Below are 24,897 nucleotides of genomic sequence, written 5' to 3' on the forward strand. Positions count from 1 at the left end.
GGCTGCAGCATGCCGCCTACCTCGATCAAAGAGCCTCTGGCCCTGAGGTGTTCGTCCTGGGCGGCCTCGGTCCAGGTGCGAATGGGTGTGACGCAGGCGTCCACGCCGTCGAAGAGTTCGGCCCATTCGGCCTGGGTCTTGGTGGCGAACTTCTCGGTGAAGACCTTGCGCAGCACGTCCTGTCCGGCCGGATCCATCTGGTGCGGCAGCGATCCCGGATCCAGTTCGAGCACGCGCAGCAGTTCGGCGTAGAACTGCGGCTCGAACGCGCCGACCGCGAGGTGTTTACCGTCGGCCGTCGAATAGGTGTCGTACCACGCCATTCCGGAGTCGAGCAGATTGGTGCCGCGCTCGTCGGACCAGATCCCGCCCTGATGCAGGGTCCAGATCGAATGCGCCAGCGTCAGAACGCCGTCCACCATGGCCGCGTCCACCACCTGCCCCCGCCCGGAACGCTCCCGCTCGTACAGCGCGGTAATGATGCCGAGCACCAGGAACACCGACCCGCCGCCGTAATCGCCGAGCAGATTGATCGGCGGCAGCGGCCGTTCGCCCTTGCGCCCGATGCCGTTCAGCGCACCGGTGAGCCCGATGTAATTGATGTCGTGCCCGGCGCGGTCCGCGCGCGGCCCGTCCTGCCCCCACCCGGTCATGCGCCCGTAGATCAACCGCGGATTCCGCGCGAGGGATTCCTCCGGCCCGAGCCCGAGCCGCTCGACCACGCCCGGCCGGTACCCCTCGATCACCACATCGGCCTTGTCGATGAGCCCGCGCACCGCGGCGATATCGTCCGCATCCTTGAAATTCGCCTGCACAATGGTCCGCCCACGCAACTGCGCCCGCATGGGCCCGATCGCCGACCCGTCCCCGGGCCGCTGCACCCGCACCACATCCGCGCCCAGATCGGCCAGCATCATCCCGGCGTGCGGCCCGGGCCCGATACTGGCCAGCTCGACAATCCGCACACCCGCCAAGGGCCCTTTGGTTCCACTCATCCGCAACCCCCTGAGAGTCCCGCCAATACGCCCAAAAGTAGAACACGTTCTACCAGCCCGCGCCACCCCGTCCCACTGAGCGCCGCCGGGGCGACCCGCACGCGCCGGCCAGCGCCGGCTCGAAGGCGAAATACGTCCGACGCGGCACGACCGGCCTAGGCTCGGAGAGCATGAGCGATCCGATCTGGCCGAAGGGCGTCTCCGCCCCGGCAGCCCGCGCCTTGGCCGCCGCCGGATACCAGAGCCTGGAGCAACTTGCCGGAGCACCGGAACGCGATCTGCTGGCGTTGCACGGCATGGGCCCCAAGGCGATTCGCGCGATACGCGACGCACTCCTGGCCCAGGGACTCGACCTCGCCCGATAGGCCCGAAGGCCGCGAGCCGGTTCGAGCTAGTCGACGTAGGCGCGCTGGAGGATGGCTTCGGTATCGATGCCGGCGGGCAGGGTGCCGAAGGCGATGCCCCAGTCGCCACCGAAGCGGGTGGCGCAGAAGGCGTCTGCGACGGCGGGGTGGCCGTGGCGGACCAGTTGGGCGCCCTGGAGGACGAGGGCCATCAGTTCCACTATGCGGCGGGCTCGGTATTCGATGTCGGCGAAGTCGGTGAGCTCCTTGCCGATTCGGTCGATGGCGGCATCCAGGTGGCGGTTGGCGCCGCGGGACAGGTTCACCTCGGAGAGGAGAGCCTCGACGGTTTCGGGCTGACGGGCCATGGCGCGCAACGCATCCAGTGCCGCGACATTGCCGGAGCCCTCCCAGATGGACATGAGCGGGGCCTCGCGGTACAGCCGCGGCATGCCCGATTCCTCGGCGTAGCCGTTGCCGCCGAAGCATTCGAGGGCCTCGGCCGCGTGCGCGGGGGCGCGCTTGCACACCCAGTACTTGGTGACCGCCAGCGCGATGCGGCGCAGTGCGGCCTCGGCCGGATCGGAGTCGGCGCGGTCGGTGGCGCCGGCCAGTCGCATCATGACCGTGGTCGCGGCCTCGGACTCGATGATCAAGTCCGCCAGCACATTCCGCATGGCGGGCTGGTCGACCAGGTTCTTGCCGAACGCCTGCCGGTGCCGCGCGTGATGGGTGGCGAAGACCGCGCCGGTGCGCATGCCGGTGGCCGAGCCGATCACGCAGTCCAGCCGGGTCATATTGACCATCTCGATAATGGTCTTCACGCCCGCACCCTCGGCGCCGACCAGCCAGCCGATGGCGTTCTCGTACTCGAGTTCGGAGGAGGCGTTGGACTTGTTGCCCAGCTTGTCCTTCAACCGCTGGATGCGCAGCGCGTTGCGGGTGCCGTCGGGCAGCACCCGGGGCAGCAGGAAGCAGGACAGTCCGCCCGGCGCCTGGGCCAGGGTCAGGAACATGTCGCCCATGGGGTGCGAGGTGAACCACTTGTGGCCGACGATGCGGTAGCTGCCGTCGGAAAGCGGTGTGGCCGTGGTGGTATTGGCCCGGACGTCGGAGCCGCCCTGCTTCTCGGTCATGGACATACCGGCGATGAGACCGGCCTTGGTGGAGGGCTCACGCAGACCGAAGTCGTAGACGCGCGAGGCCAGCAGCGGCTCGTATTTCGCGGCCAGTTCCGGATTGTGGCGCAGCGCGGGCACCACGGCATAGGTCATGGAGATGGGACACATGTGCCCGGCGTCGGCCACACCCCAGGTGTAGAACTTGGCGGCGCGGGCCACGTGCGCGCCCGGCCGGTCGTCCTGCCAGGGCGAGCCGTGCAGGCCGTGGGAGACAGCGACTTCCATGAGGTTGTGCCAGTACGGGTGGAACTCCACCTCGTCGATGCGATTGCCGTAGCGGTCGTGGGTGTGCAGGACCGGCGGGTACTCGTTGGCCAGCCGCCCCCACTCCTGCGCGGCCGCACCGCCCGCCAGCACACCCAGCTCCCGCACCTCGGCCTCGGCCCAGCCCGCGCCCTCCCGATGCAGACCCTCGAGCAGCGCCGGATTGCGGGAGTTGTCGAACGGCACGATGGGCGGCACCTGGTTGAAGACGTCGTGCGTATGCATTGCGGGACTCCTTATTCGTTTGGGGGCGCGGCGTTCGGCACGCCGAGCGCGCGCAGCGCGAAGGCGACGAGCTCGGGCAGCACCGATTCGCTCTCCAACCGCTCCGACAGCGGACCGACCAGCACCTCGCCGATGGCGCCGACCAGTGCGGTGGCCGAGGTGAGCGGATCCTGCGGCGGCAGTTGACCACTCGCGACACCGTCGGCGATCGCGTTGACGTAGGTCTCGGCGAAGGCCCGGCGGAACCGCAGCCGCTCGGCGTCAACCGCGGTATCCACGGGCTCGGCGAGCAGCACATAGGCCAGCTTCGGGTTCTTGAGCGCGCGCCCGGCGAAGGTCTCGACGGCGGCGGTGACCCGGTCGCGGGCGGTGCGCCCCTCCCCCGCCGCCCCGGCCTCGGCGACCGCCTCGACCTCGCGGCTGACCACCTCACGGAAGACGGCGGTCACCAATTCGGCCTTGCCGCTGAAGTTCTTGTAGACCGTGCCGGTGGCGACCCCGGCCTCGGCGGCGACCGCCGCCATGGACAGTCCCGCGAAGCCGTCGCGGGACAGCACGGTCATGGCCGCGCGCACGATCGTTCCCGCCTGGGCGTCCAGGCGCGCCTGGACAGCGGGGGTTCTGCGATAGGCCATGCAAGAAGTGAACCAAAGATTCATTTCTTGACGCAACCCCCGATTTACGGCGTAACGTCGGGCCGGTGACAGTACGAGTGGAGCGCAACGGCCCCGTCTACACCGTGATCCTGCATCGCCCCGAAGCCCGCAACGCGGTCGACGGTCCCACCGCGAAAGCCCTGGCCGACGCCTTCCGCGAGTTCGACGCCGACCCCACCGCGGCGGTCGCCGTGCTGTGGGGCGAGGGCGGCACCTTCTGCGCGGGCGCCGACCTGAAAGCCCTTGGCACCGAACGCTCCAACGCCGTCACCGAGGACGGCGACGGCCCGATGGGCCCCACCCGCATGAAGCTGTCCAAGCCGGTCATCGCCGCCGTCGCGGGCTACGCCGTGGCGGGCGGCATCGAGCTCGCGCTCTGGTGCGATCTGCGAATCGCAGAGCAGGACAGCACCTTCGGCGTCTTCTGCCGCCGCTGGGGCGTGCCGCTCATCGACGGCGGCACGGTGCGACTGCCGCGCATCATCGGCGAGGGCCGGGCCATGGACCTGATCCTCACCGGGCGCGCGGTCGGCGCGACCGAGGCGCTGCAGATCGGGCTGGTCACCCGGGTGGTCCCGCCCGGCGAATCCCGCCGGGCCGCCGAGGAACTCGCGCTGGAGCTGGCCGCGCTCCCGCAGACCTGCCTGCGCTCGGACCGCCTGTCGGTGCTGGAGCAGAACGGGCTCGAGGAGTCCGAGGCCATCGCCAACGAACTGCGCCACGGCATGACGGCCCTGATGGACGGGGCCCTGGACGGCGCCCAGCGCTTCGCGTCGGGCGCGGGTCGCCACGGTCGTCCGGCCTGAGCACGGCGGACGTACTCGGGCACAACCCCCGAGTACGCGCGGCAGCGGTACATGCAACCGATCGGTACGCTTGCGGTTCGATGGATCGGCTGAGCGTGCTGGACGAGATCTTCCTGCGGTCGCATCGGGGCATGGGCACCCCGATCGTCCTGCAGGGACTCTGGCGTACCGCCGAACCCGTGCATCCCGCCCTGCTCTGGCGGGTGCACCGCGATCTACGCACCGGCCCGCTCGGGCGGCGGGTGGTGCGCTCCCTGGTGCCTGGCGCGCGCCCGCGCTGGCAGCCGAATCAGTCGGCGTATCCGTTCACCATGGTCCAGGAGCCGATTCCGGCTGGGGCGGTGCTGGATTGGGCCGACCGGCAGGGCGCGGACCTGAATCCGGAGACCGGCCCGGGCTGGCGGCTCTCGGCCGCGCGGCTCGACGACGGCGGCTGCGTGGTGGCGCTGACCTGTTCGCACGCGCTGGCCGACGGGCGGGCGCTGACCCTGGCCATCGACAACGCGCTGTCGGGCATTCCGCTCGCGGCACCCGTTGCGGGCCATTCGGATTGGGCGGACGCGCGGCGCATGTGGGCCACGGTCCTGGGTGGGACGGCCCGGGCGCTGCGGCACGGCATTCCGGAACGACCGACCGCGGCGCCGGATCGCAAGGCCCGGTCCGGCGGTTCGGGCACCGCCACGCACGGCGCGGTGCTCGCGATTCCGGCCCGCGACTGGAACCGGGTCGCGGTCTCGCACGGCGGCACCGCCAACAGCCTGTTCGTCCATCTGATCGCGAACATGCTGTGGGCCAGCGGATTTCCCGGCGACACCATTGCCGCCAGCCTGCCGGTCGACACCCGCGACGAGCCGCGCGTGGACAACGACATGTCCATGACCGAGGTCGCCATCATCCGCGACGACACCCCGGCTAGCCTGCGGCGCAAGGCCCGCAGCGCCTACGAGCACCGCATGACCAGCCCGGGCGGCATTCCGGAGGAGATCCTGCAGGTGATGCCCGACCGCTGGGCGTATCGGCTGGCCAAGGGCGCGGGCGAGCGGGACATCCTGTGCTCCAATATCGGCAACCTGCCCGAATCCCTGCTCGCGCTGGGACCGCACGCGTGCACCGGGCTGGCGGCGCGCGCCATCCATCCCGGGCTGCGTCCGGACGCGCTGCCGCGCACCCGGCTCTCCGGATACCTGACCCGGATCGCCGACACCTACACGTTGTCGCTGGTCAGCCTGGACCCGGAGGCCATTCCGACGGCGGACGCTCTCACCGCGCTGGCCCAGTCCGCGCTCGCGGACATGGGCCTGTCCGGCACGCCCTGGTGAATCCGCTCAGGTGAGTGCCGGTATCCGAACCCCTTGCCAGGCAAGGCGTTTGGTGCGCTCCGGATCGATCTCCACCCGCGACGGCGCATCGATGATCATGGTGGCCCGCCGGTCCTCGGTGTAGGCGGGCCAGTTCGGCAGCGGTGCGCCCGTGCGGGCGAAGGCCAGCCAGTTGTCCTGGAACTGGCGCGACACCGACCGGAAGCCGCGATGCCCGCCCGCGGCGGTCATGGCCCGCCCGAAGGCCGAGTCCACCGCGCCGAAGACCGGAATGAGGTCCAGCGCGTGGGTGGCCCCGAAGCCCGCCAATTGGATTGCGCGCGGCGCGAAGTCGTAGCGGTAGGCGTAGGTGGGCGCGAATCGGCTGTGCGCCTCCATGACCCGGATCGAGGGCCGCCAGAAGGTGAAGTCGCCGCCCATGCGGACGGTGGCCTTCTTGCCGGGGAATCCGGGATAGGCCGCGGCCACCCGCTCTTCGACAGCCGCACCGTAATCCGCGAGCGCCTCGTGCAACCGTTCCGTCGAGGTCGGCATGGTCTGGCCGAGCTTGATGAAGATCGGGCTGTCGCCGCCCGCGTCCATGGCCTGGTCGACGTGGCGCAGCAGCCAGCGCATGCGGTCGGGCGTGGTGGGCAGGGTGTCGTCGAAGCGGACGAAGAGCGTGGCCTCGTCGCGGTTGGTGCCGATGATGAGCGGCACCCGGTGCGCGGTGCCATTGGTGAAGGCGGTGATCAGCGGGGACGGCAGATACTCCCCGTCCACCACGGGCGCGACCGGGAACAGTCCCGGCTGCTCGTGCATCACCTTGGTGACCGCGCGGTCCACGGCCCGGCGAATGTCGTTGGCGCCGACCGTGAGCAGCGTCCGCGCCGCATCCTCGGGGGCGACGCCGAGTTCGTCGATACAGCGCCGGGCGAACAGCCGGGCCTCGGCCTGCGTCGGCGCCCAGTCGGCGGGCGCGCTCTGGGCGATGCCGCGGTGGAACAGCCCTTCCGCCGCGGGCGTGCACATGAGCGCGAGCACCGCGTGCGCACCGGCGGATTCGCCGAAGATGGTGACATTGTTCGGGTCGCCGCCGAAGGCGCCGATATTGCGCCGCACCCACTCCAGCGCCGCGACCTGATCGCGCAGCCCCAGGTTGGACTCGAATCGGGCGTCGTCCGTGGAGTATTCGCCGAAGTCGACGTATCCGAACGCGCCCAGCCGGTAGTTGATCGACACCACGATCACATCGCCGCGCAGCGCCAGCCGCGCACCGGAATACAGCCGCAGCGCGGAGGTTCCGATCATGTAGCCGCCGCCGTGGATGAACACCATCACCGGGCGCGGGGACGCCGCCGGATCGTTCGGGGCGGTGACATTGAGGGTCAGGCAGTCCTCACCGGTCGGCTGCGCCTGCCGCGGTCCGATTCGCGCACCGTCGCGGTGTTGCATTGCGGCGAAACCGAATCCGGTGGCGTCGCGTACGCCGCTCCACGGTTGCACGGGCCGCGGCGCGCGGAATCTGAGTTCTCCCACCGGAGGCGCCGCGAAAGGAATGGACCGCCAGCGTGAAACGCGGCGGCCCCGGAGTCCGCGAACGGTTCCGTCCGCGGTCGTGATGTCTGTCGTTGCCACCATCTGAAAAGCGTAAGCCCAACCCCGGGGCGCTCCCAGGGGCTTATGCCCTGGACGCACAACAATCCGGCATCCGGGGACCACACCTTGGAAGATGGCCCCCGGATGCCGGAGTGCTCGGGTATTACTGCAGGTAGCCCTCGACCTGCCGGGCCGAGCTCACCTCGGCCTCGTCGGGATTGCGGCCCTGGTCCAGGCGCGCGCGGCGCTGACGCAGCAGATCCCAGCACTGATCGAGCTGGACTTCGATCTCGGCCAGCTGGCGGCGCTCGTCCTCCGGGTCGAGCTGGCCGCCGGTGGTCTTGGAGCGCAGCTCGTGCTCACGGTCCACGAGGTCCTTGATGCGGGCGTGGATGTCCTTTTCGGTCATGCGGTCCACTGTACGACTCGGCTCAGCGCATCCCCGGCCAACCGGACGGCCTTCGGCAGGTCCGCGGCCGGCAGGGCGGCGTAACCGAGGCACAGGCCGAAGGTGTGGCGGGGGCCGACGTGATAGCGCTCGAGGGCGTCGAGGTGGACGCCGAGTTCGCGGGCGGCGGCCACCGCGCGATCCTCCTGCGCGGCCGAGGCGAGCGGCACGAACACATGCGATCCGGCGTCGTCACCGCGCACCTCCAGGCCGCGGCCGCGCAGCTCGTCCACCACGAGGGCGCGGCGGTGCGGCATATCGCGGCGCAGCCGGCGCAGGTGCCGGGACAGGTCGCCGTGGCGGGCCAGTTCGGCCACCACCTGCTGGCCCGCCGGGGCGGGGCTGGTGCCGGTGAGTTCGCGGTAGCCGAGCACCGCCTCGGTGACGGCGGGTTCGGCGACCATCCAGCCGACGCCCAGGGTGGGGGTCAGGATCTTGCTGGTGGTGCCCAGGTGCACGACCGCGTCGGGGGCGAGGGTGGCCAGCAGGGGCAGCGGGGCGGTGTCGTAACGCAATTCGCCGTCGTAGTCGTCCTCGAGCACGAGTGCGCCGGTGTGGCGGGCGAATTCGATGAGCGCCACCCGGCGGGCGGCGGGCATGCGCGCGCCGAGCGGAAACTGGTGCGCGGGAGTGCAATACACCATGCGGGCGTCCTCGGGCAGCAGATCCACCCGCAGTCCCTCGGCATCGACGGGCACCGGGACCAGCCGGGCACCGGCCGCCCGGAACGCACCGGCGGCGCGCTGATATCCGGGATCCTCGATGGCCACCACATCGCCGGGGCGCAGCAGGGCCGCGGCGAGTTCGCCTACGGCCGAACCGGTTCCGGCGGTGGCCAGCACGGTGGTGCCGCTGCCCGCGCCCAGTCCGCGATGCCGCAGCAGGTGTTCGGCGACGGCCTCGCGATACTCGGGCTCACCGCGGCGGTCCTTGCGTACCAAGGGCATTCGGTCCGAGGCGGCCCGCCAGGCCCGACGCCACGCGGCCGTGTCGAGGACCTCGATGGAGGGTGCGCCCGCGGCCAGATCCAGCAGTCCGGCCCGCGGATCGACGCGTTCGGGCCCGTCGGTGTGCGCGCCCGCCGGTGCGGGCGCGGCCGTCAGATAGGTGCCCGAGCCGTGGCGGCCATCGAGCCAGCCCTCGGCGTGCAGCTGGTCGTAGGCGGCGGTGACCACGGTCCGGCTCACCCCGAGTCGATTGGCCAGCTCCCGCGAGGACGGCAGCCGGTCCCCGGCGCGCAGGGCCCCGGAGGCGGCGGCCCGGCGCAGCCCGTCCGCCACCTGCGCGGCCAGGGCCACGCCGCTCGCACGGTCGACGGTGAACGGCAGATCGTCGTCGACCAGGTGATTTCCCCGCAAGTGGCCTCCTGGACAATCGACAACCGGTCGATTCCAGCATGCCACTCAGCGCAGCAGGGTGAGCTCCGGGTCGGTGGGCGGATGCTCGAGCGGGGTGTCGGTGCGGGCGCGGAGGAACTTGTCGAACAGGGCCGCGACATAGGCGTGGACCAGGTTCGCGCCGCGGGCGGCGGGAATGGTGCCCAGATTCCGGCGGTCCACCGCGTGTGCGGCGTCGGGGATGAGCAGCGGCATGTCGGTGAAGTCGTAGTGGGCCGAATCCCGCAGGGTCAGTTGCTGTTTCCAGCCGGTGCCGCTGCCGAAGAAGGCGTCGAGCGACGGGCGGGCGTCGCCGACCTCCTCGATCTGCTGGCTGGTCAGCACCAGAACCGGCCGGTCCACGCCCTCGATGGCGGCGCGGCCGAAGTCCGCGTCGACGCCGAGCTGCCCGTCCAGGTCGACGGCCGCGCCGATGCGGCAATCCTCGTGCAGCGCCTCGACCGCGGCGTATCCGCCGGAGGAATGGCCGACCATGCCGATATGCCCGAGGTCGAGGGCGTGATCGAGACCGGCGGGCAGGGCGCGCTGTTCGGCATCGGGGTTGACGCCCTGGGACAGCAGGGTGAGCGAGTCCAGCACGAAGCCGATGTCGGGCAGCCGCGCGTCGATGTACCGCTTGCGCAGCTCGGGCGTGAAACCCCCTGGCTGCGCGGTGAATTGCGCCAGCCTGCCGCCCGGGAACTCGACGGCGGGCGATTCGTAGGTGTGGTCGATGGTCACCACCACGTAGCCGCGGCTGGCCAGATCCTCGGCCAGCCCGGTGCCCAACAGGCGGGTGACGCCCGCGCCGGGCGTGTAGAGGACCACCGGGAAGCCGCCGATCCGGGCAGGGGCGTCGGAGTACGAATTCGTCAGCAGCCCCGGCAGTTCCACCCCGATCTGCTTCTGCAGTTCCGGCACCAGCTGACTGGAGACGTAGTGGGCGCGCAGATAGTGCTCCACGTCGGAGGCCGGATAGAACACCGAGACCATGAGCTCGCGCGGCCGCTCTGGATGGAACGGGTCGGGCCGATCCGGATCGACCAGGTGCAGAGTCGTTGTGCCGACCGGCATCTCGCCGCTGGGCCGCGGTAGCACGGTGATACCGATCGGTCCGGCCTGGGCGGCGGACGTGGTCACGGTGAACAGGGCGGCCGCGGTCGAAGCCACAGCGATGAGTCGAGCGATCAACGATTTCCCCTGGAGGCCGAAGCGGCCGCGGACACGAGCGCGTACAACACGAAACCCGTGGCGGCGCTGGTGATTGCGTAGATCATCATGTGCCGCACGCAATCGTAGAGGCTGATCCGCGCCACCGGATCGGTTCGCGCTAGGAGACCGGCGAGTATCGCTACGGCGCTGAGCGACACCACAACCCGGGTCCGCCGGGGATCCGGGGCGACGGGCCGGGCGCGGCGGTACCAGGCGACCAGATACCCCGCCAGCAGCGCCATTCCGGCGACCGACGAGACATAGCCGATCACGTTGTAGACGCGGTGCGGCCCGATCACCGACTCCCGCAACACTTCCCAGTGCTGCACCGCGACACCGTCGGTGTGGGTGAATGCATCCCAGACCAGATGGGTGACCGCACCGATGAGCAGCGCCGCCGCGGCTCCCGCAAGACTCGGCTTGATGAGGATGATGGCTCTACCTGCCATCCCCTCGACGGTCCGCCGCAGCGCCCAGGCAATCGCCACCAGCGCTCCGCCCAGCAGCAGATCCACCGGCAGTCCCGGCACCGAGTGCGTCAGCTCCCCGTCGATCCCGATCGGCAGGTAGTAGGGCAGGTCCGGCGCGAGACTCCCCGCGACCAGTCCCGGAAACCACAGCACCCGCCGTAGCGGCAGCACGGCGGCCGGATGTGCGAGCGTGAACGGCACTTCTCCCCCAAAGTGGTCTTCGAATCCAACGCAGAATTGGCTATTCAGCAATGCCATTTCCCCCGCGAAACTGGTCTCATGAGTGAGACAGCTTCGACTCGGACACCATCGTCTTCGACGCGGGCGCCTTTGTCACCCACCCTCCGCAGCAGCCTCACCCGGTCCAAGGAGCGGGGTCGCAGCGACCGCGCCGACCTGGACGCGGTGCTCGACGCCGGCATGCTCTGCCACCTCGGCGTCATCCTGCACGGCACCCCCGTCGTCATCCCCACCATCTACGGCCGCGACGGCGACACCCTCTACCTGCACGGTTCCACCGGCTCCGGCAACCTCCGCGCCGCCATGACCGGCAACGTCTCCCTGACCGTCACCCACGTCGACGGCATCGTCTACGCCCGCTCGGCCATGCACTTCTCGATGAACTACCGCTCGGCCGTCATCCACGCCCGCCCACTCGAACTCACCGACCCCGACGAGCGCATGCACGCCCTGCGCGTCATCGTCGAACAGGCCGCCCCCGGCGCCTGGGACGCCGTCCGCTCCCCCAACAAGAAGGAGATGGCCGCCACCCTGGTCCTGGCCGTAGACCTCACCGAGGCCTCGGTCAAGGTCCGCACAGGCGGCCCCCGCGACGACGCGGAAGACATTGCCGCAGGCGGAGTCTGGGCCGGAGTCCTGCCGATGCGCACAGTCTTCGACCCGCCGATCTCTTCGGACGACCTAGCCCCCGGAGTAGACGTCCCCGCCCACGTCCTCCAGAGGTGCACCCAAATCCCCGTCTAGCCGCCGAGAATGCGCTGGTGGACAGAAATTCGGACATTTTTGTCCGTCAGTGCATTCTCACGCTATTTGAGGAGGCGGGACATGCGGCGGTCGGCGAGGATTTTGCCGCCCGTTTGGCAGGTGGGGCAGTACTGGAAGGATTTGTCGGCGAAGGAGACTTCGCGGACCGTGTCGCCGCAGACCGGGCAAGGGAGGCCCGTGCGGGCGTGGACCTGGAAGCCGGAACGCTTCTCCCCCTTCAGGCGAGCTGCGTCCTGGCCCACCGAGCGTTGGATGGCGTCGGAGAGGGTCGCGCGCATCGCCGAGTACAGCCGGGACAGCTCATCCCGGTCCAGGGTGCGGGAGTTCGCGAAGGGGGAAAGCTTTGCGGTGTGCAGGATTTCGTCGGAGTACGCGTTGCCGATGCCGGCCAGCAGGGTTTGATCGGTCAGCGCGTTCTTCACGCGCTGGGAGGTGCCGTGCAGGATTTCCGCGAATTCGGGTTCGCTGACCGCGAGGGCGTCGGGGCCCAGGCGCGCGATGCCGGGCACCGACAGCGGGTCCTCGGTCACCCACACCGCCAGCCGCTTCTTGGTGCCCGCCTCGGTGAGATCGAAAGCGGGCGTGGCGCCTTCGGGGGTGAAGAAGTGCACCCGCAGCGCCAGCGGGCCCTTGCCGGGCTTCGGCGGGCTGGCCCCGGGCTCGTCGATCCATCGCAGCCAGCCGCCGCGCGACAGGTGGGTGATCAACCACAGCCCGCCGCAATCCATCCCGAGATGCTTGCCCCAGTGACCGACCCCGGTCACGTCACGCCCCTGCAGCGCGGTCGCCGGCGGATCGAAGGTCTTCAGTACGCTCAGCGCCGCCACATCGACCCGGCCCACGACCGCACCCACCGCATGCTCGGCCAAGAACTGTTCCAAGGCCACGATCTCCGGTAACTCGGGCACAACCGCAGCCTACCGACCAGGACCGACACTGTCGTTCCACTGATCGGGGCGAGTCAGAGGCCACCCTCGACACCGGATTTGGTGTAGGTGCCGTGGAAGACGGTGTCCGCGAGAGAACGGCGGCCCGGATGCTCGCGGTGTTCGGCGGGATAGCCGACCGATACGAGCAGGGCGATGGCGAGATCGTCCCGCCCCTCGATCCCGATCACCTTTTTGACCTTCGCCTCGTCCCACCCGTTCATCGGCGAGGTGGCCAGGCCGAGTTCGGTGGCGGCCAGCATCACGTACGTCGCCGCGATCATGGCGTCCTTGACCGCGTATTCGCGCAACAGCTCCCGCTCGGCCAGTCCCTGCTGGAACTCAGTGGAGGCAGCCGAGAATCCCGCGATGAACTCGTCGGTCCACGCGCCTCTGTCCCGGGCCAGATCGAAGATGTCGCCGCGATCCCCGCGCCACGCATGCGGTTCGGCGACGAACACCAGCATGACCGGAGCCTCCTGCGGCTGCGGCTGCCCGCCGGTGGCCCAGGTCAGGCCCTCGCGTCCGGCCGGGTCAGCCACCACGACCACCGATCGATCCTGCAGGTTCCAGCTCGAGGGGGCTTCCATCGCCAACTCGACCAGGGTTTCGAGGGTCTCGGCCGGAATCGGGTCGGGGCGGTAGTGGCGGACGGTGCGGCGGGTGCGGATCGCGTCGGCGACGCTCAGCTGTGTCATGCCACTAACTATCAGAGAGTGACGATCGACTGGGAAGAAGGCACTAATTAGTGCGCTACTCTCGAAAAGGTGACAACCGTCGAATCCTCCGGCCTGCCCGCCGACGTCTACTCGGCCAAATGCCCCACCCGGCAGGTCCTCGACCACATCGCGGGCAAATGGACTGTCCTGGTGATCGATTCGCTGATGCAGCAGGGCACCATGCGCTACACCGACCTGGCCCGCCGCATCGGCGGCGTCTCCCAGAAGATGCTCACCCAAACCCTGCGCAGCCTGGAATCCGACGGATTCCTCACCCGCACAGTCCATCCCACCATTCCCCCGCGCGTGGAATACGAACTCACCCCACTGGGCCGCAGCCTCGCCGAACCCATCGCCGCCCTGCGCGAATGGACCGAGACCCACATCAACGAGATCGAACGAGCCCGCGCGGCTCGGTGAGCGTCAGACCCGCCGCAGCAGGTAGATGTCCATGATCCAGCCTTTGGATTCGCGGAGGGCGGCGCGGCGGCGGACGATGTCGTGCTCGACTGTGCGGAGGGGGCCTTCGATGGTGAGTTCGTCGGGCATGCCGAGGTAGGCGCCCCACCAGATGTGGATGTCGTCGCCGGGGAGTTGGGTGAAGGAGCAGTCGGCGTCGAGCATTGCGAGGGTTGATTGGCCGGGGGTCAGGCCCTCTTCGCGGAGTTTGCGGCCGGTGGTGATGTGGACGGGTTCGCCGATTTCGTGGAGGACCATGCGGTGGGCGGCGGCCAAGGATTGGACGCTGGTGATGCCGGGGATCACCTCGTAGTCGAAGGTGATTCGGCCGCGTTCGAGGACTCGTTCGACGATGCGGAGGGTGCTGTCGTAGAGGGAGGGGTCGCCCCAGACGAGAATGGCGCCGACGCCGTCGGTTTCGGCGAAGGCATGCTCGAGGAGTTCGGCGCGCGCTTCGTGCCAGTCCGAGACCGCGCCCTGGTAGGCGGCGTCGGCGCGGCTGGCGGGGACGGCGCGGTCGCGGGGCGGGTCGGCGATCTCGACGACCGTGTGCGGCTGGTCGGCGTGCTCGGCCAGGATGGTGGCGCGCACGTCCACGAGTTCCTGCTTCTCGGCCCCCTTGCCGATGACGAAGAACACGTTTACCCGGCGCATCGCCTTGATGGCCTGCACCGTCACCTGGTCCGGGTCCCCCGCCCCGATTCCGATCACATACAACTTTCGCACGGTGCGTAAGCTTGCCAGGCGTGGAGAGCGCCCGAGATACCCAGTACGAGGACCTGCTCCGACTGGTCCTGGATTCCGGCACCCCCAAGGCGGATCGGACCGGAACCGGCACCCGCAGCATCTTCGGACATCAGCTGCGCTACGACCTGTCGCAGGGCTTTCCGCTGATCACCACCAAGAAGGTGCATCTCAAGTCGATCGTCTACGAATTGCTGTGGTTCCTGCGCGGCGATTCGAACGTGAAGTGGCTGCAGGAGAACGGCGTCACCATCTGGGACGAATGGGCCGACCGCAATGGCGAATTGGGCCCGGTCTACGGCGTGCAGTGGCGGTCCTGGCCGACGCCGGACGGCACCCACATCGATCAGATCTCGCAGGTGCTGCAGACGCTGCGCACCGATCCGGATTCGCGCCGCATGATCGTCTCGGCGTGGAATGTCGCGGACCTGGACAAGATGGCGCTGGCCCCCTGCCACGCCTTCTTCCAGTTCTACGTCGCCGACGGCAAGCTCTCGTGCCAGCTGTATCAGCGCAGCGCTGACCTGTTCCTGGGCGTGCCGTTCAATATCGCGAGCTACGCGTTGCTCACCCAGATGGTGGCCCAGCAGACCGAACTGCTGCCCGGCGAGTTCATCTGGACCGGCGGCGATGTGCACATCTACGACAATCACGTGGATCAGGTGCGCGAGCAGCTGACCCGCGAGCCCTACCCGTTCCCGAAGCTGCACCTGCGGCCCGCGCCGTCGCTGTTCGACTACGAGTACGAGGACGTGGAAATCCAGGGGTACCAGCATCATCCGGCCATCAAGGCCCCGGTGGCCGTGTGAGCCGGACGATCGGCCTGATCTGGGCGCAGACTCCGAAGGGAATCATCGGGCGGGACAATGCGATTCCGTGGCGCGTGCCCGAGGACATGGCGCATTTCAAGGACGTCACGTGGGGGCATCCGGTGGTCATGGGTCGCAAGACCTGGGATTCGCTGCCCGCACGCTTTCGCCCCCTGGAGGGCCGCCGCAATATCGTCGTGACCCGGCAAGCCGACTGGTCGGCCGAGGGCGCGGAGCGGGCGGGCTCGCTGGCCGAGGCCCTGGAGCTGGCGGGAGACAAGTCGGTCTGGATCGCGGGCGGCGGCGAGATCTACCGTGCCGCACTGCCTTTCGCGACGGAACTGATGGTCACCGAGGTGGACGCCGACGTCGACGGCGACACGCTGGCGCCCGTCATCGATCCGGAATGGCAGGCCGACGACGCGCCCTGGCAGGAGTCCTCGAAGGGTCTGCGTTATCGCTTCCGCCGTTATACGCGGTAAGCCCGATAACGCCGATATTCCACGTCCGGCAATTCCTGCACACACGCCTCGAAACCGCCGATCGGGTCGGTCGCGTCCGGCATACTCAGCGATACTCCGGCGAAAGGCAGTCCATGGACAAGAAATCGCTGACCGCGGTCGCTCGCCAGCAACTGAAGCTGGCGGCCACGGCCTCGAGCGGACGCAGTTCGATGACCATCTACGGCGGCCACACCCACAGCCTGCGCCAGACGGTGATCGCCATGACGGCCGGACAGAGCCTGGCCGAGCACGAGAATCCGGGCGAGGCGACCCTCGTGGTCCTCAGCGGGGTGCTGACCTTGATCAGCGGCACCAATGAGTGGAAGGGATCGGCGGGCGACCTGATTGTGATCCCCAACGCTCGCCACAGCGTGAAAGCCATCGATGACGTGGCGTTTCTGCTGACGGTCGCCAAGTAGGGCACGAGACACACGCCTACCGGGCGAATCGACCGTCGAGGTCGGGCCTAGGCTGTTGATCATGGGTGAGCCACAGCCGATCCTCGATCCGCTCACGCCGGCCGCGATCTTCCTCGTCGCCACGATCGACGAGGGCGGCGAGGCGGTGGTGCGGGACTTACTGGCAGATCTGCCTGGATTGCGCCGCTCCGTCGGCTTCCGGACGCCCGGCTCGGGTCTCGCGTGCATCACCAGCATCGGGTCGGCCGCTTGGGACCGCCTGTTCTCCGGGCCGAAACCCGCACAGCTGCACGAGTTCCCGGGGTTCCCGGGTGAGAAGCACCAGGCCCCGGCCACGCCGGGCGATCTGCTGTTCCATATCAAGGCCGAGGCCCAGGACGCCTGCTTCGAGTTGGCCATGAAGATCGCCGAGCGATTGTCCGGCGCGGTCACCATCGTGGATCAGACCGTTGGCTTCCGCTACTACGAACAGCGCGATCTGCTCGGCTTCGTGGACGGCACCGAGAATCCCGAGGGCGAGCTGGCCGCGACCGCCGCCTTCGTGGGCGACGAGGATCCCGAATTCGCCGGTGGCAGTTACGTCATCGTGCAGAAGTACCTGCACGACCTGGACTCCTGGAAGGCGCTGTCCACCACCGAGCAGGAGAAGGTGATCGGGCGCACCAAGCTCGACGACTTCGAGCTGTCCGATGCCGAGAAGCCCGCGAATTCCCATGTGGCCGTGAACGATCAGGACGAGAACGGCAATATCGTCCGCGCGAACATGCCGTTCGGTTCGGTCAAGGACGGCGAATTCGGCACGTACTACATCGCTTACGCCGACGATCCGGCGATTACCGAGAACATGCTGATCCGCATGTTCCAGGGCAGCGCGGACGCCGCCTACGACCGCATCCTGGATTTCTCCACCGCCGTCACGGGTACCTCGTTCTTCGCCCCGCCCGCGGGGTTCTTCGACGCGCTGCCGGACGCACCCGCCCCGGCGGCCGCCGCGCCGCGGGAATCTTCGGAAACCAATGGCGTTGTGTCCGGGGATGGATCCCTCGGAATAGGGACGCTGAGAAGGAGCTGACGTGAACAATCTGCATCGCGAACTCGCGCCCATCACCTCCGAGGCCTGGTCGGCCATCGAGGAGGAGGCGACGCGAACCTTCAAGCGGCACATCGCCGGTCGCCGCGTGGTGGATCTGTCGGGCCCGCACGGCACCGACTACTCCGCCGTGGGCACCGGCCGCACCACCACCATCAACTCCCCCGGCGACGGCGTGCAGGCCCGCCAGCGGGTGGTCGTGCCGCTGGTGGAGCTGCGGGTGCCGTTCACGCTGTCGCGCGAGCAGCTCGACAATGTGGAGCGCGGCTCCCGCGACACCGATCTGGACCCGGTGAAGGACGCCGCCAAGAAGATCGCCTTCGCCGAGGACCGCGCCATTTTCGAGAGCTACCCGGCCGCCGGGATCACCGGCATTCGGGCCAGCACCTCGTGCGAGCCGGTGAAGCTGCCCGGTGATCCGCGGCTGGCGCCGGAGGCGGTGGCGCAGGCGTTGAGCAAGCTGCGTCTCGCCGGTGTGGACGGGCCGTATTCGGTGCTGCTGTCGGCAGATCTCTACACCGCGGTCAGCGAGACCTCCGACCACGGCCATCCGATCCGCACCCACATCGAGCGGCTCATCGACGGCGAGATCATCTGGGCTCCCGCCATCGACGGCGCGTTCGTGTTGTCCACGCGCGGCGGCGATTTCGATCTGCAGCTGGGTCAGGATCTGTCCATCGGCTACCTGTCCCACGATGCCGAGTCGGTGCAGCTGTACTTCCAGGAGAGCCTGACCTTCCTGGTGTACACGGCCGAAGCGGCGGTCGCGCTCGAGGCGTGACTAGTTGATCCGGAAGCGGTTTCGATACTCCGTCGGCGTCGTGTCCAGCGTGCGCCGGAACGCCCGGGTCAGGGTGTCGGTGGTATTGAAACCGCACAGGGTCGCCACCCGTTCCAGGGTGTTGTCGGTCGTCTCGAGCTGATTGCGCGCGAATTCCACACGCGCGGACTCGATGTAGGCGGCCGGGGTGGTGCCGAGATCGGTCTTGAAGATGCGGGTCAGCTGGCGTTCGCTGACGTGGGCCTGCGCGGCCAGGTCGGTGACGGTGAGCGGCTCGGCGATATTGCGCGTGATGTAGTGCCGCAGTTCGTCGATGCGCCGCGTGGTCGAGATCGGTTCGAGTGAGACGCTGAACTGGCTCTGCCCGCTGGGCCTTTTCAGGAACATGACCAGCTGACGCGCCACCCGCAGCGCGAGGGCGTCGCCGAAATCGTCGGCGACCAGGGCCAGCGCCAGATCCAGGCAGGCGGTGAGTCCCGCACCGGTCCAGACGTTCTCGTCGCGAATGAAGATCGGGTCGGCGTCCACGTCGATGCCCGGGTGCTCGGCCGCCAGCTGCTGTGCGGTCGACCAGTGGGTGGTGGCGCGCTTGCCGTCGAGCAGTCCCGCGTCGGCGAGGATGTGCGCGCCCACGCAGACCGACGCGATCCGGCGCGTATTGGCGGCCAGCTTGCGCACCCACTCGACCACGGCCGGATCGCTGAGCGCCCGCACCCGGCCGTCCGCGTCCACCTCGACCGAGCCCGGCACCACGAGGGTGTCGATGCCGCGATCGGCGATCTCGGCGAAGGTGACATCGGGCAGCACCCGCACCCCGGCGGAGGTGGTCACCGGATCGAGGGTCTCGGCGGCCAGCACCACGTGATATCCGGTCTCCCCCTGCATCTCTCGCTGCAGCAAGGCGAAGACCTCGGGCGGCCCGGTCACGTCCAGCAGGTCGACGCGATCGAACAGCACGATGACGACGAATCGCTCGATGGTTCCCACGGGTCTCCCTCCGGCCGGGCCGATGTCCGGATTTGCAGGTTACATGACATTTCCGACACGCCCGCCGCGCCCTAGCGTGGAAAACGTCCACCGCACCAGGCGGTTCGGACCGTGAACTCCCGGAAGGAAACCCATGTCCGCCCAGACCCTGCGCGACCTCAGCGGCTTCGATCAGACCCCGGCCACGCTGGCCGATTCCACCCTGATCCTGGTCGACTACCAGAACACCTACACCCGCGGCGTGATGGAGCTGACCGGCTGGCAGGCCGCGCTCGACGCCGCCGCCGCGCTGCTGGCCCGGGCCCGCGAGGCGGGCGCGAAGATCATCCACGTCATCAATGACGGCGGCGAGGGCACGCCCTACGACATCAATGCCGAGATCGGGCAGATCCACCCGAGCGTCGCTCCGCTGGACGGCGAACCCGTTGTCGTCAAACAGGTTCCGAACGGCTTCGTCAACACCGATCTCGCCGAGCGCGTGGATGCCGCGGGCAACAAGAGCGTCATCATTGCGGGCTTCATGACCCACATGTGCGTCACCTTCACCGCCGAGGGTGCGTTCCTGCGCGGCAATCAGCCCACCGTGGTGGCGGACGCGTCCGCTACCCGGCCGCTGAAGTCGGCCGCCGGTGAGGTCAGTGCCGAGCAGCTGCACGTGAGTGCTCTGGCCACCATCGCCGACCTCTACGGCGTCGTCGTCAACTCGGCGTCCGAGCTGAACTAGCCCGCTAGGGCTGGCGGGGCATCGCGCGGCTGGTGTGGATGAACCGGGTGCCGTTCTGGCCCACCAGCCCGAAGATGGTGTGGCGGCCCTGGATCGGGTCCGCGGTGATCAGCGCGTCGGGGCGCAGCTGGAGCACCTCCCGCCGCTCGGCCACCGGGACCAGCGCGGCCTCGGCGGTGAGCGGCGTGGTGCGCAGCCAGGCGCGGCCGTCGGCGTCCACCTCGATGGCGTGCTCGACCAGGGCCGAGCGATACCGTCCCGCCACCAGCGCGGCGTCCACCGGTTCGGGTCGCGCGGGCGGGGTTGGGGGCGTGGGCAATCGGATGCCCGCGTACTCCGCGAGCAGGTCCCCCACCAGATCCCGATACAGCGCGGCCGCGCTGCCGCCATTTGCCAGCAGGGCGATGGCGACTCCGGCGGCGGGCGCGATCCGCAGGTAGGCGTTCTGGCCGAGGGTGCTGCCGTCGTGGCCGAACAATCCGGATCCGGCGGCGTCGAACAGCTGCCAGCCCAGGCCCCAATGGGTGCCGTAGCCGATATCGGGCAGTTCGACGTGCGGGACGGTCATGGCGCGGACCGCCGCTTCGGGGATCACCGAGATGCCTTCCGCGACACCGCCGTTCAGGTGCAGCCGGGCGAATCGCACCAGGTCCCCGGCCGACATGGCCAGTCGCGCACCGGCCGGGGCGTTCGAGGCCGGAAGCGCCCACACCGGCGTGGGCCGCAGCGCCCCGCCGGGGGTGGATTCCAGATGCCCCACCGCGGCACGGAACAGGATCGCCTCGTCGGCATCGGCGGCGACGCGCGTCAGCCCGAGCGGTGTCACCAGCCGCTCGCGCAGCACCTCGTCGAATCGCTTGCCGCGCAACACCTCCACGATCCGGCCGAGCAGCACGTAGCCGCTGTTGCAGTAGGAGAACATCGCCCCGGGCCGGTGCACCTGCGCGGCGTCGGCGATGGCCGCCACGAATTTCTCCACCGCGTCCGCGCCGCGACCGGTGTCCAGGAACAGATCGCCGTCGATGCCGGAGGTGTGACCGAGTAATTGCCGGACGGTGATCGCCGCCGCGGCTGATTCGTCCCGTAATCGCAATTCGGGCAGGTATTCCCGCACCGGCGCGTCGAGCTCGACCGCCCCCTCGTCGACGAGTTGCAGAACCAACGCCGCCGTCCACGCCTTGGTGATCGACCCGATCTGAAACACCGAATCCGTCGTCGCCGCAACACCTGTCGCGATATTCAGCACCCCGGCCGCGGCCTCGCATATCTCCTCCCCGGCCAGCACCGCCACCTGCGCCCCCGGCACCCCGTGCCGCACGATCGATTCGATGAGCCGGCGCTCGAGCTCAGCATGCGGCATGGGTGCTCCTGAAAAGTAGCGGGCACCGTAGATTACTTCTCGAGCGATGCCGGGACGAGCGCATTTTTGCCCGCGATGCCCCGCTGCTCCAGCTCGCCGCTGATGTCCGGCGACCTTCGACCTCCGACCCGGGTACATTGCCCGCAGTCGGTTTCGGAGGGCGGATGGCGATGGTGCGGGCTGGCGTGGTGCCGGGGCGGCGGATGGCCGTGTACGCGGTGGCGGGATTGGCCGTGGTGGGCGTCGTGTGCGCGGGGACGGTCGGGGTGTTCGGGCTGAATCGGGTGTTCACCGGGCTGTTCTTCGGCGGGGCGGTGGCCATCGCGTTGTTGTTCGCGTTGTTCGGGCGCGACGGGGTCGAGTTGACCGAGGATCGGATCGTGCGGCGGACGCCGTGGGGGAGTTCGACGCTCGGGTGGGATCGGGTGGTGGCGGGGCGGTTCGCGCTGGGTGAGAAGGGGCGCTGGTCGCTGGCGCTGGATCTCAACGATGGGAGCGAGCCGCATCACGAACTGGTGCTGCTGTCGATTCCGCCGGTGACCGCGCCGATCTCCGGCGCGTACGACATGCGCAAGCGTGAGCAGGTCAACGAGATCCGGAACATACTGCGGCAGAAGAAGATTCCGGTGACCATCCTGCCGGAGATCGCCGACGCGCTGCAGCGCCACTGGAAGATCGCCCCGCCCACGCGCTGAACACCGCTAACCCCGCGCTACCGGGCTTGGCTAGGGTGGACGGGTGATTCGCACCGCGGCACTGGCTCATATCCGGGATCGGCGCATGCTGCAGACCCGGTCCACCGGTAAGACCGTCTTCTACATGGCGGGCGGGAAGATCGATCCGGGCGAGACGCCGGAGATGGCCCTGCACAGGGAGATTCGCGAGGAACTGGGCGTGGGGACCACCGCGGTCAGCGAATTGGGCGTGTTCGAGGCCGAGGCGTACGGGCACGCACCGGGCACACCGCTGCACATGACCTGCTTTCTCGGTGAGCTGACCGACGAGCCGCGACCCTCGGGCGAGATCGCCGAACTGCGCTGGTTCACCCTCGGCGAATACGCGGCCATGGACGAGGTCGCGCCGGGCTCGCTACTGGTCTTCCGCCGCCTGCACGCCCTGGACCTGATCGACTAGCCGCTCGGCGCCTCGTCGGCCGCGACGGACTCACCGGTGTAGGGCCGGTTCGGGATGAGCGCGGCCGAGGCCAGCCCGACCAGCAGGAACAGCGCCCCGGCCAGCAGGGTGGTGCGGGTCGAGTCGGTGAACGCCCGGGTGAGCGCGTCCAGTACGGCGGCGGGCCCGTGGTGTTCGCGCAGCCCGCTGATCGCGCCGCCCGCCGATTCGCGGGTGGCGGTGGCCAAGGTGTCAGCGGCCGAATCCGACAGGTCCGGCACCTTCGACAGCCGCTTGGGCAGATCGTGGGCCAGTGCCGCCGACAGCAGCGCACCGATCAACGCGGTGCCGAAGGCCGACCCGACCTGCCGCACCGTGGACTGGGTGGCCGAGCCCTGACCCGAATTCTCCGGCGGCACATCGGCGAGCACGGTCCCGGTGAGCTGCGCCGAGGCCATGCCGAGCCCGATGCCGTAGCCGACCAGCAGCACCGCCAGCCACCAGCCGGAGATGTGCGGGGTGACGAACAGCGCGGTCAACGCGATCGCGACGGCCTCGAAGGCGAGACCCAGCTGCACGACCCGCACCGGACCGTACTTGCGCACCAGCCCTTCGGCGATGCCCGCCGCGAGGAACGCGCCAACCGCCATGGCCGCCAGCACATATCCCGCGCCGAGGGTGGACAGTCCGAGCACGTTCACCATGAACAGCGGTAGCACGAACAGCAATCCGAATTCGCCCAGCGCCACCATGAACGCGGTGATATTGCCCCATCGGAAGCTCGGGATCTTGAACAGCGCCGGATCCAGCAGGGCGGAACGGCCGATCAGATTGCGATGCTGCTCCCAGCGGATGAACAACACCAGCGCGAGCACCCCGAGCGCCAGCAGGACCGGGATCGGCGACACCGGCGCGGTGACCGGCCAATCCCAGCCCGCCAGCGGGAATTCCCGCAGCGGCTTCCACCAGCCGTAGGTCTGACCCTCGATGAGCGCGAACACCAGCAGCGCGAAACCGATTGCGCTGAGCAGGAATCCGTCCACATCCAGACCGGGCGCGGCCTTGCCCATCTTGGTCTCGGGCACGAACAGCAGCAGCCCGATCAGCACCACCGCGCCCAGCGGCAGGTTCACCAGGAAGATCCAGGGCCAGGTGAAGTAGGTGGTGAGCCAGCCGCCGAGCAGCGGGCCGATGGCGGCGACACCGGAGATCACCGAACCCCACACCGCGAAGGCGATGATCCGGTCGCGCCCCCGGAAGATGGCGTTCATGGTGGCCAGCGTCCCGGGCATGACCCCGGCCGCGCCGATGCCCTGCACGATGCGCCCGAGGATCAGCGGCCACGCACCGTGCGCTTGCGCGGACAGCACGCTACCGATCAGGAAGACGATCACCCCGAGCGCGAACATATTGCGCCGCCCGAGCCGGTCGCCGAGGCGACCGCTGGTGATCAGCAGCGCGGCCAGCACGACCGCGTAGATGCTGTTGATCCATTGCGCCTGAGTGAAATTCAGCTGCAGATCATTGATGATGACGGGCAGGGACACCGCGACGATCGTGCCGTCCAAAACCACCATGGACAGTCCCAGGGCCAATACACCTAGGGTGACCCATTTCTTGCGACCCAGATCGAGCTGAGCTTCCGTCATCCATCGCTCCTGAACTGCGTCCGAAGAACCCGATGTACCGCATTAGCCACCAATGTGCGATATGACCGTTCCACAGTCTAGGTCGAGGTGTCCAGGGAGCTGAACATTTGCGGACCGCTCGCCCCGGAACGGCGCCGGTTCGCATCGGATAACTTGGAATCTGTGTCGATGCTGAAGGGTTCCAACGTTCCGGTGGCGGCGTCCGAGGTTCGGATCGAACTGGGGTGGCAGACGGGACCCGGGGTGCCCGACGCCGACGCCTCCGCCCTGCTCCTGGCGGGCGGCCGGGTCCGCTCCGACGCCGATTTCGTCTTCTACAACCAGCCCCGACACGCCTCGGGCGCGGTCCGCCATCTCGGCAAGCGGCAGGGGCCGCAGGTGGTCGACGCACTCGCGGTGGATCTCGCCCGGGTCGAACCACAGATCGACACCATCGTGGTGGCGGCCTCCGCCGACGGCGGCACCTTCGCCCAATTCCACGGCCTGCATGTGCGTTTGGTGGATGCGAACGGCACCGAACTGGCCCGCTTCGACAGCACCGACGCCACCTCCGAGACCGCTTTCGTGCTCGGCGAGCTGTACCGCCGCGGCGGCGGCTGGAAGTTCCGCGCGGTCGGCCAGGGCTACGACTCCGGACTGGCCGGGCTGGCAACCGATTTCGGCATCTCCGTCAACGAAGCGCCTGCGCCCCAGCCGAATACCCCGCAGCAGCAGCCCTTCGCACCCCAGCGACCC

28 protein-coding genes are annotated in these 24,897 nt (G+C 69.0%); 14 read left to right on the forward strand and 14 right to left on the reverse strand.

Annotated elements, in window-relative coordinates:
* Positions 1–995: CaiB/BaiF CoA transferase family protein (locus ACAM49_RS27130; protein ID WP_369638385.1), on the reverse strand; the 995-nt coding region annotated here is incomplete at its 3' end.
* 170 nt (positions 996–1,165) lie between these two features.
* Between ACAM49_RS27130 and ACAM49_RS27135 the strand changes: the two genes are divergently transcribed.
* On the forward strand, positions 1,166–1,360 hold the full coding sequence (locus ACAM49_RS27135; protein ID WP_369638386.1) for a helix-hairpin-helix domain-containing protein: 195 nt from the start codon (positions 1,166–1,168) through the stop codon (positions 1,358–1,360).
* 26 nt (positions 1,361–1,386) lie between these two features.
* Here the strand turns inward: ACAM49_RS27135 and ACAM49_RS27140 are convergent, their stop codons facing one another.
* Entirely contained in the window at positions 1,387–3,009 is a 1,623-nt protein-coding gene (locus tag ACAM49_RS27140) for an acyl-CoA dehydrogenase family protein (protein WP_369638387.1), read from the reverse strand.
* Between the two features lie 11 nt (positions 3,010–3,020).
* Positions 3,021–3,644, reverse strand: coding sequence for a TetR/AcrR family transcriptional regulator (locus tag ACAM49_RS27145; RefSeq protein WP_369638388.1), 624 nt, complete (start codon positions 3,642–3,644; stop codon positions 3,021–3,023).
* 65 nt (positions 3,645–3,709) lie between these two features.
* Between ACAM49_RS27145 and ACAM49_RS27150 the strand changes: the two genes are divergently transcribed.
* Together ACAM49_RS27150 and ACAM49_RS27155 are read left to right on the forward strand one after the other, a co-directional pair.
* The gene (locus ACAM49_RS27150) at positions 3,710–4,471 is read left to right on the forward strand and encodes a crotonase/enoyl-CoA hydratase family protein (RefSeq protein WP_369638389.1); all 762 of its coding nucleotides are present in this window, start codon (positions 3,710–3,712) and stop codon (positions 4,469–4,471) included.
* 80 nt (positions 4,472–4,551) lie between these two features.
* Complete coding sequence (locus ACAM49_RS27155; RefSeq protein WP_369638390.1) at positions 4,552–5,790, forward strand: hypothetical protein; 1,239 nt, start codon at positions 4,552–4,554, stop codon at positions 5,788–5,790.
* Positions 5,791–5,796: 6 nt separating this feature from the next.
* On the opposite strand, the gene ACAM49_RS27160 is transcribed toward ACAM49_RS27155, so the two are convergent.
* From ACAM49_RS27160 to ACAM49_RS27180, 5 genes are all read right to left on the reverse strand, one after another.
* Complete coding sequence (locus ACAM49_RS27160) at positions 5,797–7,410, reverse strand: carboxylesterase/lipase family protein (RefSeq protein WP_369638391.1); 1,614 nt, start codon at positions 7,408–7,410, stop codon at positions 5,797–5,799.
* A 121-nt stretch (positions 7,411–7,531) separates the two neighbouring features.
* Positions 7,532–7,777, reverse strand: coding sequence for a DUF2630 family protein (locus ACAM49_RS27165; RefSeq protein ID WP_040812962.1), 246 nt, complete (start codon positions 7,775–7,777; stop codon positions 7,532–7,534).
* The gene (locus ACAM49_RS27170; RefSeq protein WP_369638392.1) at positions 7,774–9,174 is read right to left on the reverse strand and encodes a PLP-dependent aminotransferase family protein; all 1,401 of its coding nucleotides are present in this window, start codon (positions 9,172–9,174) and stop codon (positions 7,774–7,776) included. Before ACAM49_RS27170 ends, ACAM49_RS27165 begins: the two co-directional genes overlap by 4 nt.
* A gap of 45 nt (positions 9,175–9,219) precedes the next feature.
* Entirely contained in the window at positions 9,220–10,362 is a 1,143-nt protein-coding gene (locus ACAM49_RS27175) for an alpha/beta hydrolase family protein (RefSeq protein ID WP_369638393.1), read from the reverse strand.
* A gap of 17 nt (positions 10,363–10,379) precedes the next feature.
* Positions 10,380–11,075, reverse strand: a complete 696-nt coding sequence (locus ACAM49_RS27180) for a DUF4184 family protein (RefSeq protein ID WP_369638394.1) — start codon at positions 11,073–11,075, stop codon at positions 10,380–10,382.
* Between the two features lie 78 nt (positions 11,076–11,153).
* Here ACAM49_RS27180 and ACAM49_RS27185 point away from each other — a divergent pair, with 78 nt between their 5' ends.
* Entirely contained in the window at positions 11,154–11,858 is a 705-nt protein-coding gene (locus ACAM49_RS27185; protein ID WP_369638395.1) for a pyridoxamine 5'-phosphate oxidase family protein, read from the forward strand.
* Between the two features lie 62 nt (positions 11,859–11,920).
* On the opposite strand, the gene ACAM49_RS27190 is transcribed toward ACAM49_RS27185, so the two are convergent.
* Positions 11,921–12,787, reverse strand: coding sequence for an Fpg/Nei family DNA glycosylase (locus tag ACAM49_RS27190; RefSeq protein ID WP_369638396.1), 867 nt, complete (start codon positions 12,785–12,787; stop codon positions 11,921–11,923).
* A gap of 53 nt (positions 12,788–12,840) precedes the next feature.
* The gene (locus ACAM49_RS27195; RefSeq protein WP_369638397.1) at positions 12,841–13,503 is read right to left on the reverse strand and encodes a nitroreductase family protein; all 663 of its coding nucleotides are present in this window, start codon (positions 13,501–13,503) and stop codon (positions 12,841–12,843) included.
* Between the two features lie 69 nt (positions 13,504–13,572).
* Here ACAM49_RS27195 and ACAM49_RS27200 point away from each other — a divergent pair, with 69 nt between their 5' ends.
* Positions 13,573–13,944, forward strand: a complete 372-nt coding sequence (locus tag ACAM49_RS27200; RefSeq protein WP_369638398.1) for a winged helix-turn-helix transcriptional regulator — start codon at positions 13,573–13,575, stop codon at positions 13,942–13,944.
* A gap of 3 nt (positions 13,945–13,947) precedes the next feature.
* Here ACAM49_RS27200 and cobF read toward each other — a convergent pair whose 3' ends face one another.
* Positions 13,948–14,709: a precorrin-6A synthase (deacetylating) gene (gene cobF, locus ACAM49_RS27205; RefSeq protein ID WP_369638399.1), complete on the reverse strand. Its 762-nt coding sequence runs from the start codon at positions 14,707–14,709 to the stop codon at positions 13,948–13,950.
* A 20-nt stretch (positions 14,710–14,729) separates the two neighbouring features.
* Between cobF and ACAM49_RS27210 the strand changes: the two genes are divergently transcribed.
* The 5 genes from ACAM49_RS27210 (at position 14,730) to ACAM49_RS27230 (ending at position 18,329) form a co-directional block, all read left to right on the forward strand.
* Positions 14,730–15,536 carry a thymidylate synthase gene (locus ACAM49_RS27210; RefSeq protein WP_369638400.1) on the forward strand — a complete coding sequence of 269 codons (807 nt, stop codon included), beginning with the start codon at positions 14,730–14,732 and terminating at the stop codon, positions 15,534–15,536.
* Positions 15,533–16,018 (forward strand): dihydrofolate reductase, encoded by a 486-nt coding sequence (locus tag ACAM49_RS27215; RefSeq protein WP_369638401.1) that lies wholly within the window; start codon positions 15,533–15,535, stop codon positions 16,016–16,018. Before ACAM49_RS27210 ends, ACAM49_RS27215 begins: the two co-directional genes overlap by 4 nt.
* Before the next feature lie 113 nt (positions 16,019–16,131).
* The gene (locus tag ACAM49_RS27220) at positions 16,132–16,458 is read left to right on the forward strand and encodes a cupin domain-containing protein (protein ID WP_369638402.1); all 327 of its coding nucleotides are present in this window, start codon (positions 16,132–16,134) and stop codon (positions 16,456–16,458) included.
* Positions 16,459–16,519: 61 nt separating this feature from the next.
* Positions 16,520–17,530, forward strand: a complete 1,011-nt coding sequence (locus ACAM49_RS27225; RefSeq protein ID WP_369638403.1) for a Dyp-type peroxidase — start codon at positions 16,520–16,522, stop codon at positions 17,528–17,530.
* Between the two features lies 1 nt (position 17,531).
* The gene (locus ACAM49_RS27230) at positions 17,532–18,329 is read left to right on the forward strand and encodes a family 1 encapsulin nanocompartment shell protein (RefSeq protein WP_040812848.1); all 798 of its coding nucleotides are present in this window, start codon (positions 17,532–17,534) and stop codon (positions 18,327–18,329) included.
* Here the strand turns inward: ACAM49_RS27230 and ACAM49_RS27235 are convergent, their stop codons facing one another.
* The gene (locus ACAM49_RS27235) at positions 18,330–19,316 is read right to left on the reverse strand and encodes a GlxA family transcriptional regulator (protein ID WP_369638404.1); all 987 of its coding nucleotides are present in this window, start codon (positions 19,314–19,316) and stop codon (positions 18,330–18,332) included.
* A gap of 133 nt (positions 19,317–19,449) precedes the next feature.
* Here ACAM49_RS27235 and ACAM49_RS27240 point away from each other — a divergent pair, with 133 nt between their 5' ends.
* A complete protein-coding gene (locus ACAM49_RS27240) occupies positions 19,450–20,040 on the forward strand; it encodes a cysteine hydrolase family protein (protein WP_369638405.1) in 591 nt (196 codons plus the stop codon).
* A gap of 4 nt (positions 20,041–20,044) precedes the next feature.
* On the opposite strand, the gene ACAM49_RS27245 is transcribed toward ACAM49_RS27240, so the two are convergent.
* A complete protein-coding gene (locus ACAM49_RS27245) occupies positions 20,045–21,400 on the reverse strand; it encodes a serine hydrolase domain-containing protein (RefSeq protein WP_369638406.1) in 1,356 nt (451 codons plus the stop codon).
* A 164-nt stretch (positions 21,401–21,564) separates the two neighbouring features.
* Between ACAM49_RS27245 and ACAM49_RS27250 the strand changes: the two genes are divergently transcribed.
* Positions 21,565–22,095, forward strand: coding sequence for a hypothetical protein (locus ACAM49_RS27250; RefSeq protein ID WP_369638407.1), 531 nt, complete (start codon positions 21,565–21,567; stop codon positions 22,093–22,095).
* Between the two features lie 43 nt (positions 22,096–22,138).
* Positions 22,139–22,534 carry an NUDIX domain-containing protein gene (locus ACAM49_RS27255; RefSeq protein ID WP_369638408.1) on the forward strand — a complete coding sequence of 132 codons (396 nt, stop codon included), beginning with the start codon at positions 22,139–22,141 and terminating at the stop codon, positions 22,532–22,534.
* On the opposite strand, the gene ACAM49_RS27260 is transcribed toward ACAM49_RS27255, so the two are convergent.
* The gene (locus tag ACAM49_RS27260) at positions 22,531–24,162 is read right to left on the reverse strand and encodes an MFS transporter (RefSeq protein WP_369638409.1); all 1,632 of its coding nucleotides are present in this window, start codon (positions 24,160–24,162) and stop codon (positions 22,531–22,533) included. The two genes, ACAM49_RS27255 and ACAM49_RS27260, sit on opposite strands and share 4 nt — an antisense overlap.
* Positions 24,163–24,330: 168 nt before the next feature.
* Here ACAM49_RS27260 and ACAM49_RS27265 point away from each other — a divergent pair.
* A partial coding sequence (locus tag ACAM49_RS27265; RefSeq protein WP_369638410.1) for a TerD family protein occupies positions 24,331–24,897 on the forward strand: 567 nt, incomplete at its 3' end.

The organism is Nocardia sp. JMUB6875, from assembly GCF_041154655.1.
GTDB lineage: Bacteria > Actinomycetota > Actinomycetes > Mycobacteriales > Mycobacteriaceae > Nocardia.

What these genes read in the sequence shown, in the direction of transcription:
- ACAM49_RS27135 (WP_369638386.1), top strand. Translation starts at nt 1,166, where the DNA reads ATGAGCGATCCGATCTGGCCGAAGGGCGTCTCCGCCCCGGCAGCCCGC.
- ACAM49_RS27140 (WP_369638387.1), bottom strand. Translation starts at nt 3,009, where the DNA reads ATGCATACGCACGACGTCTTCAACCAGGTGCCGCCCATCGTGCCGTTC.
- ACAM49_RS27145 (WP_369638388.1), bottom strand. Translation starts at nt 3,644, where the DNA reads ATGGCCTATCGCAGAACCCCCGCTGTCCAGGCGCGCCTGGACGCCCAG.
- ACAM49_RS27155 (WP_369638390.1), top strand. Translation starts at nt 4,552, where the DNA reads ATGGATCGGCTGAGCGTGCTGGACGAGATCTTCCTGCGGTCGCATCGG.
- ACAM49_RS27160 (WP_369638391.1), bottom strand. Translation starts at nt 7,410, where the DNA reads ATGGTGGCAACGACAGACATCACGACCGCGGACGGAACCGTTCGCGGA.
- ACAM49_RS27165 (WP_040812962.1), bottom strand. Translation starts at nt 7,777, where the DNA reads ATGACCGAAAAGGACATCCACGCCCGCATCAAGGACCTCGTGGACCGT.
- ACAM49_RS27185 (WP_369638395.1), top strand. Translation starts at nt 11,154, where the DNA reads ATGAGTGAGACAGCTTCGACTCGGACACCATCGTCTTCGACGCGGGCG.
- ACAM49_RS27195 (WP_369638397.1), bottom strand. Translation starts at nt 13,503, where the DNA reads ATGACACAGCTGAGCGTCGCCGACGCGATCCGCACCCGCCGCACCGTC.
- ACAM49_RS27220 (WP_369638402.1), top strand. Translation starts at nt 16,132, where the DNA reads ATGGACAAGAAATCGCTGACCGCGGTCGCTCGCCAGCAACTGAAGCTG.
- ACAM49_RS27225 (WP_369638403.1), top strand. Translation starts at nt 16,520, where the DNA reads ATGGGTGAGCCACAGCCGATCCTCGATCCGCTCACGCCGGCCGCGATC.
- ACAM49_RS27240 (WP_369638405.1), top strand. Translation starts at nt 19,450, where the DNA reads ATGTCCGCCCAGACCCTGCGCGACCTCAGCGGCTTCGATCAGACCCCG.
- ACAM49_RS27245 (WP_369638406.1), bottom strand. Translation starts at nt 21,400, where the DNA reads ATGCCGCATGCTGAGCTCGAGCGCCGGCTCATCGAATCGATCGTGCGG.
- ACAM49_RS27250 (WP_369638407.1), top strand. Translation starts at nt 21,565, where the DNA reads ATGGCGATGGTGCGGGCTGGCGTGGTGCCGGGGCGGCGGATGGCCGTG.
- ACAM49_RS27260 (WP_369638409.1), bottom strand. Translation starts at nt 24,162, where the DNA reads ATGACGGAAGCTCAGCTCGATCTGGGTCGCAAGAAATGGGTCACCCTA.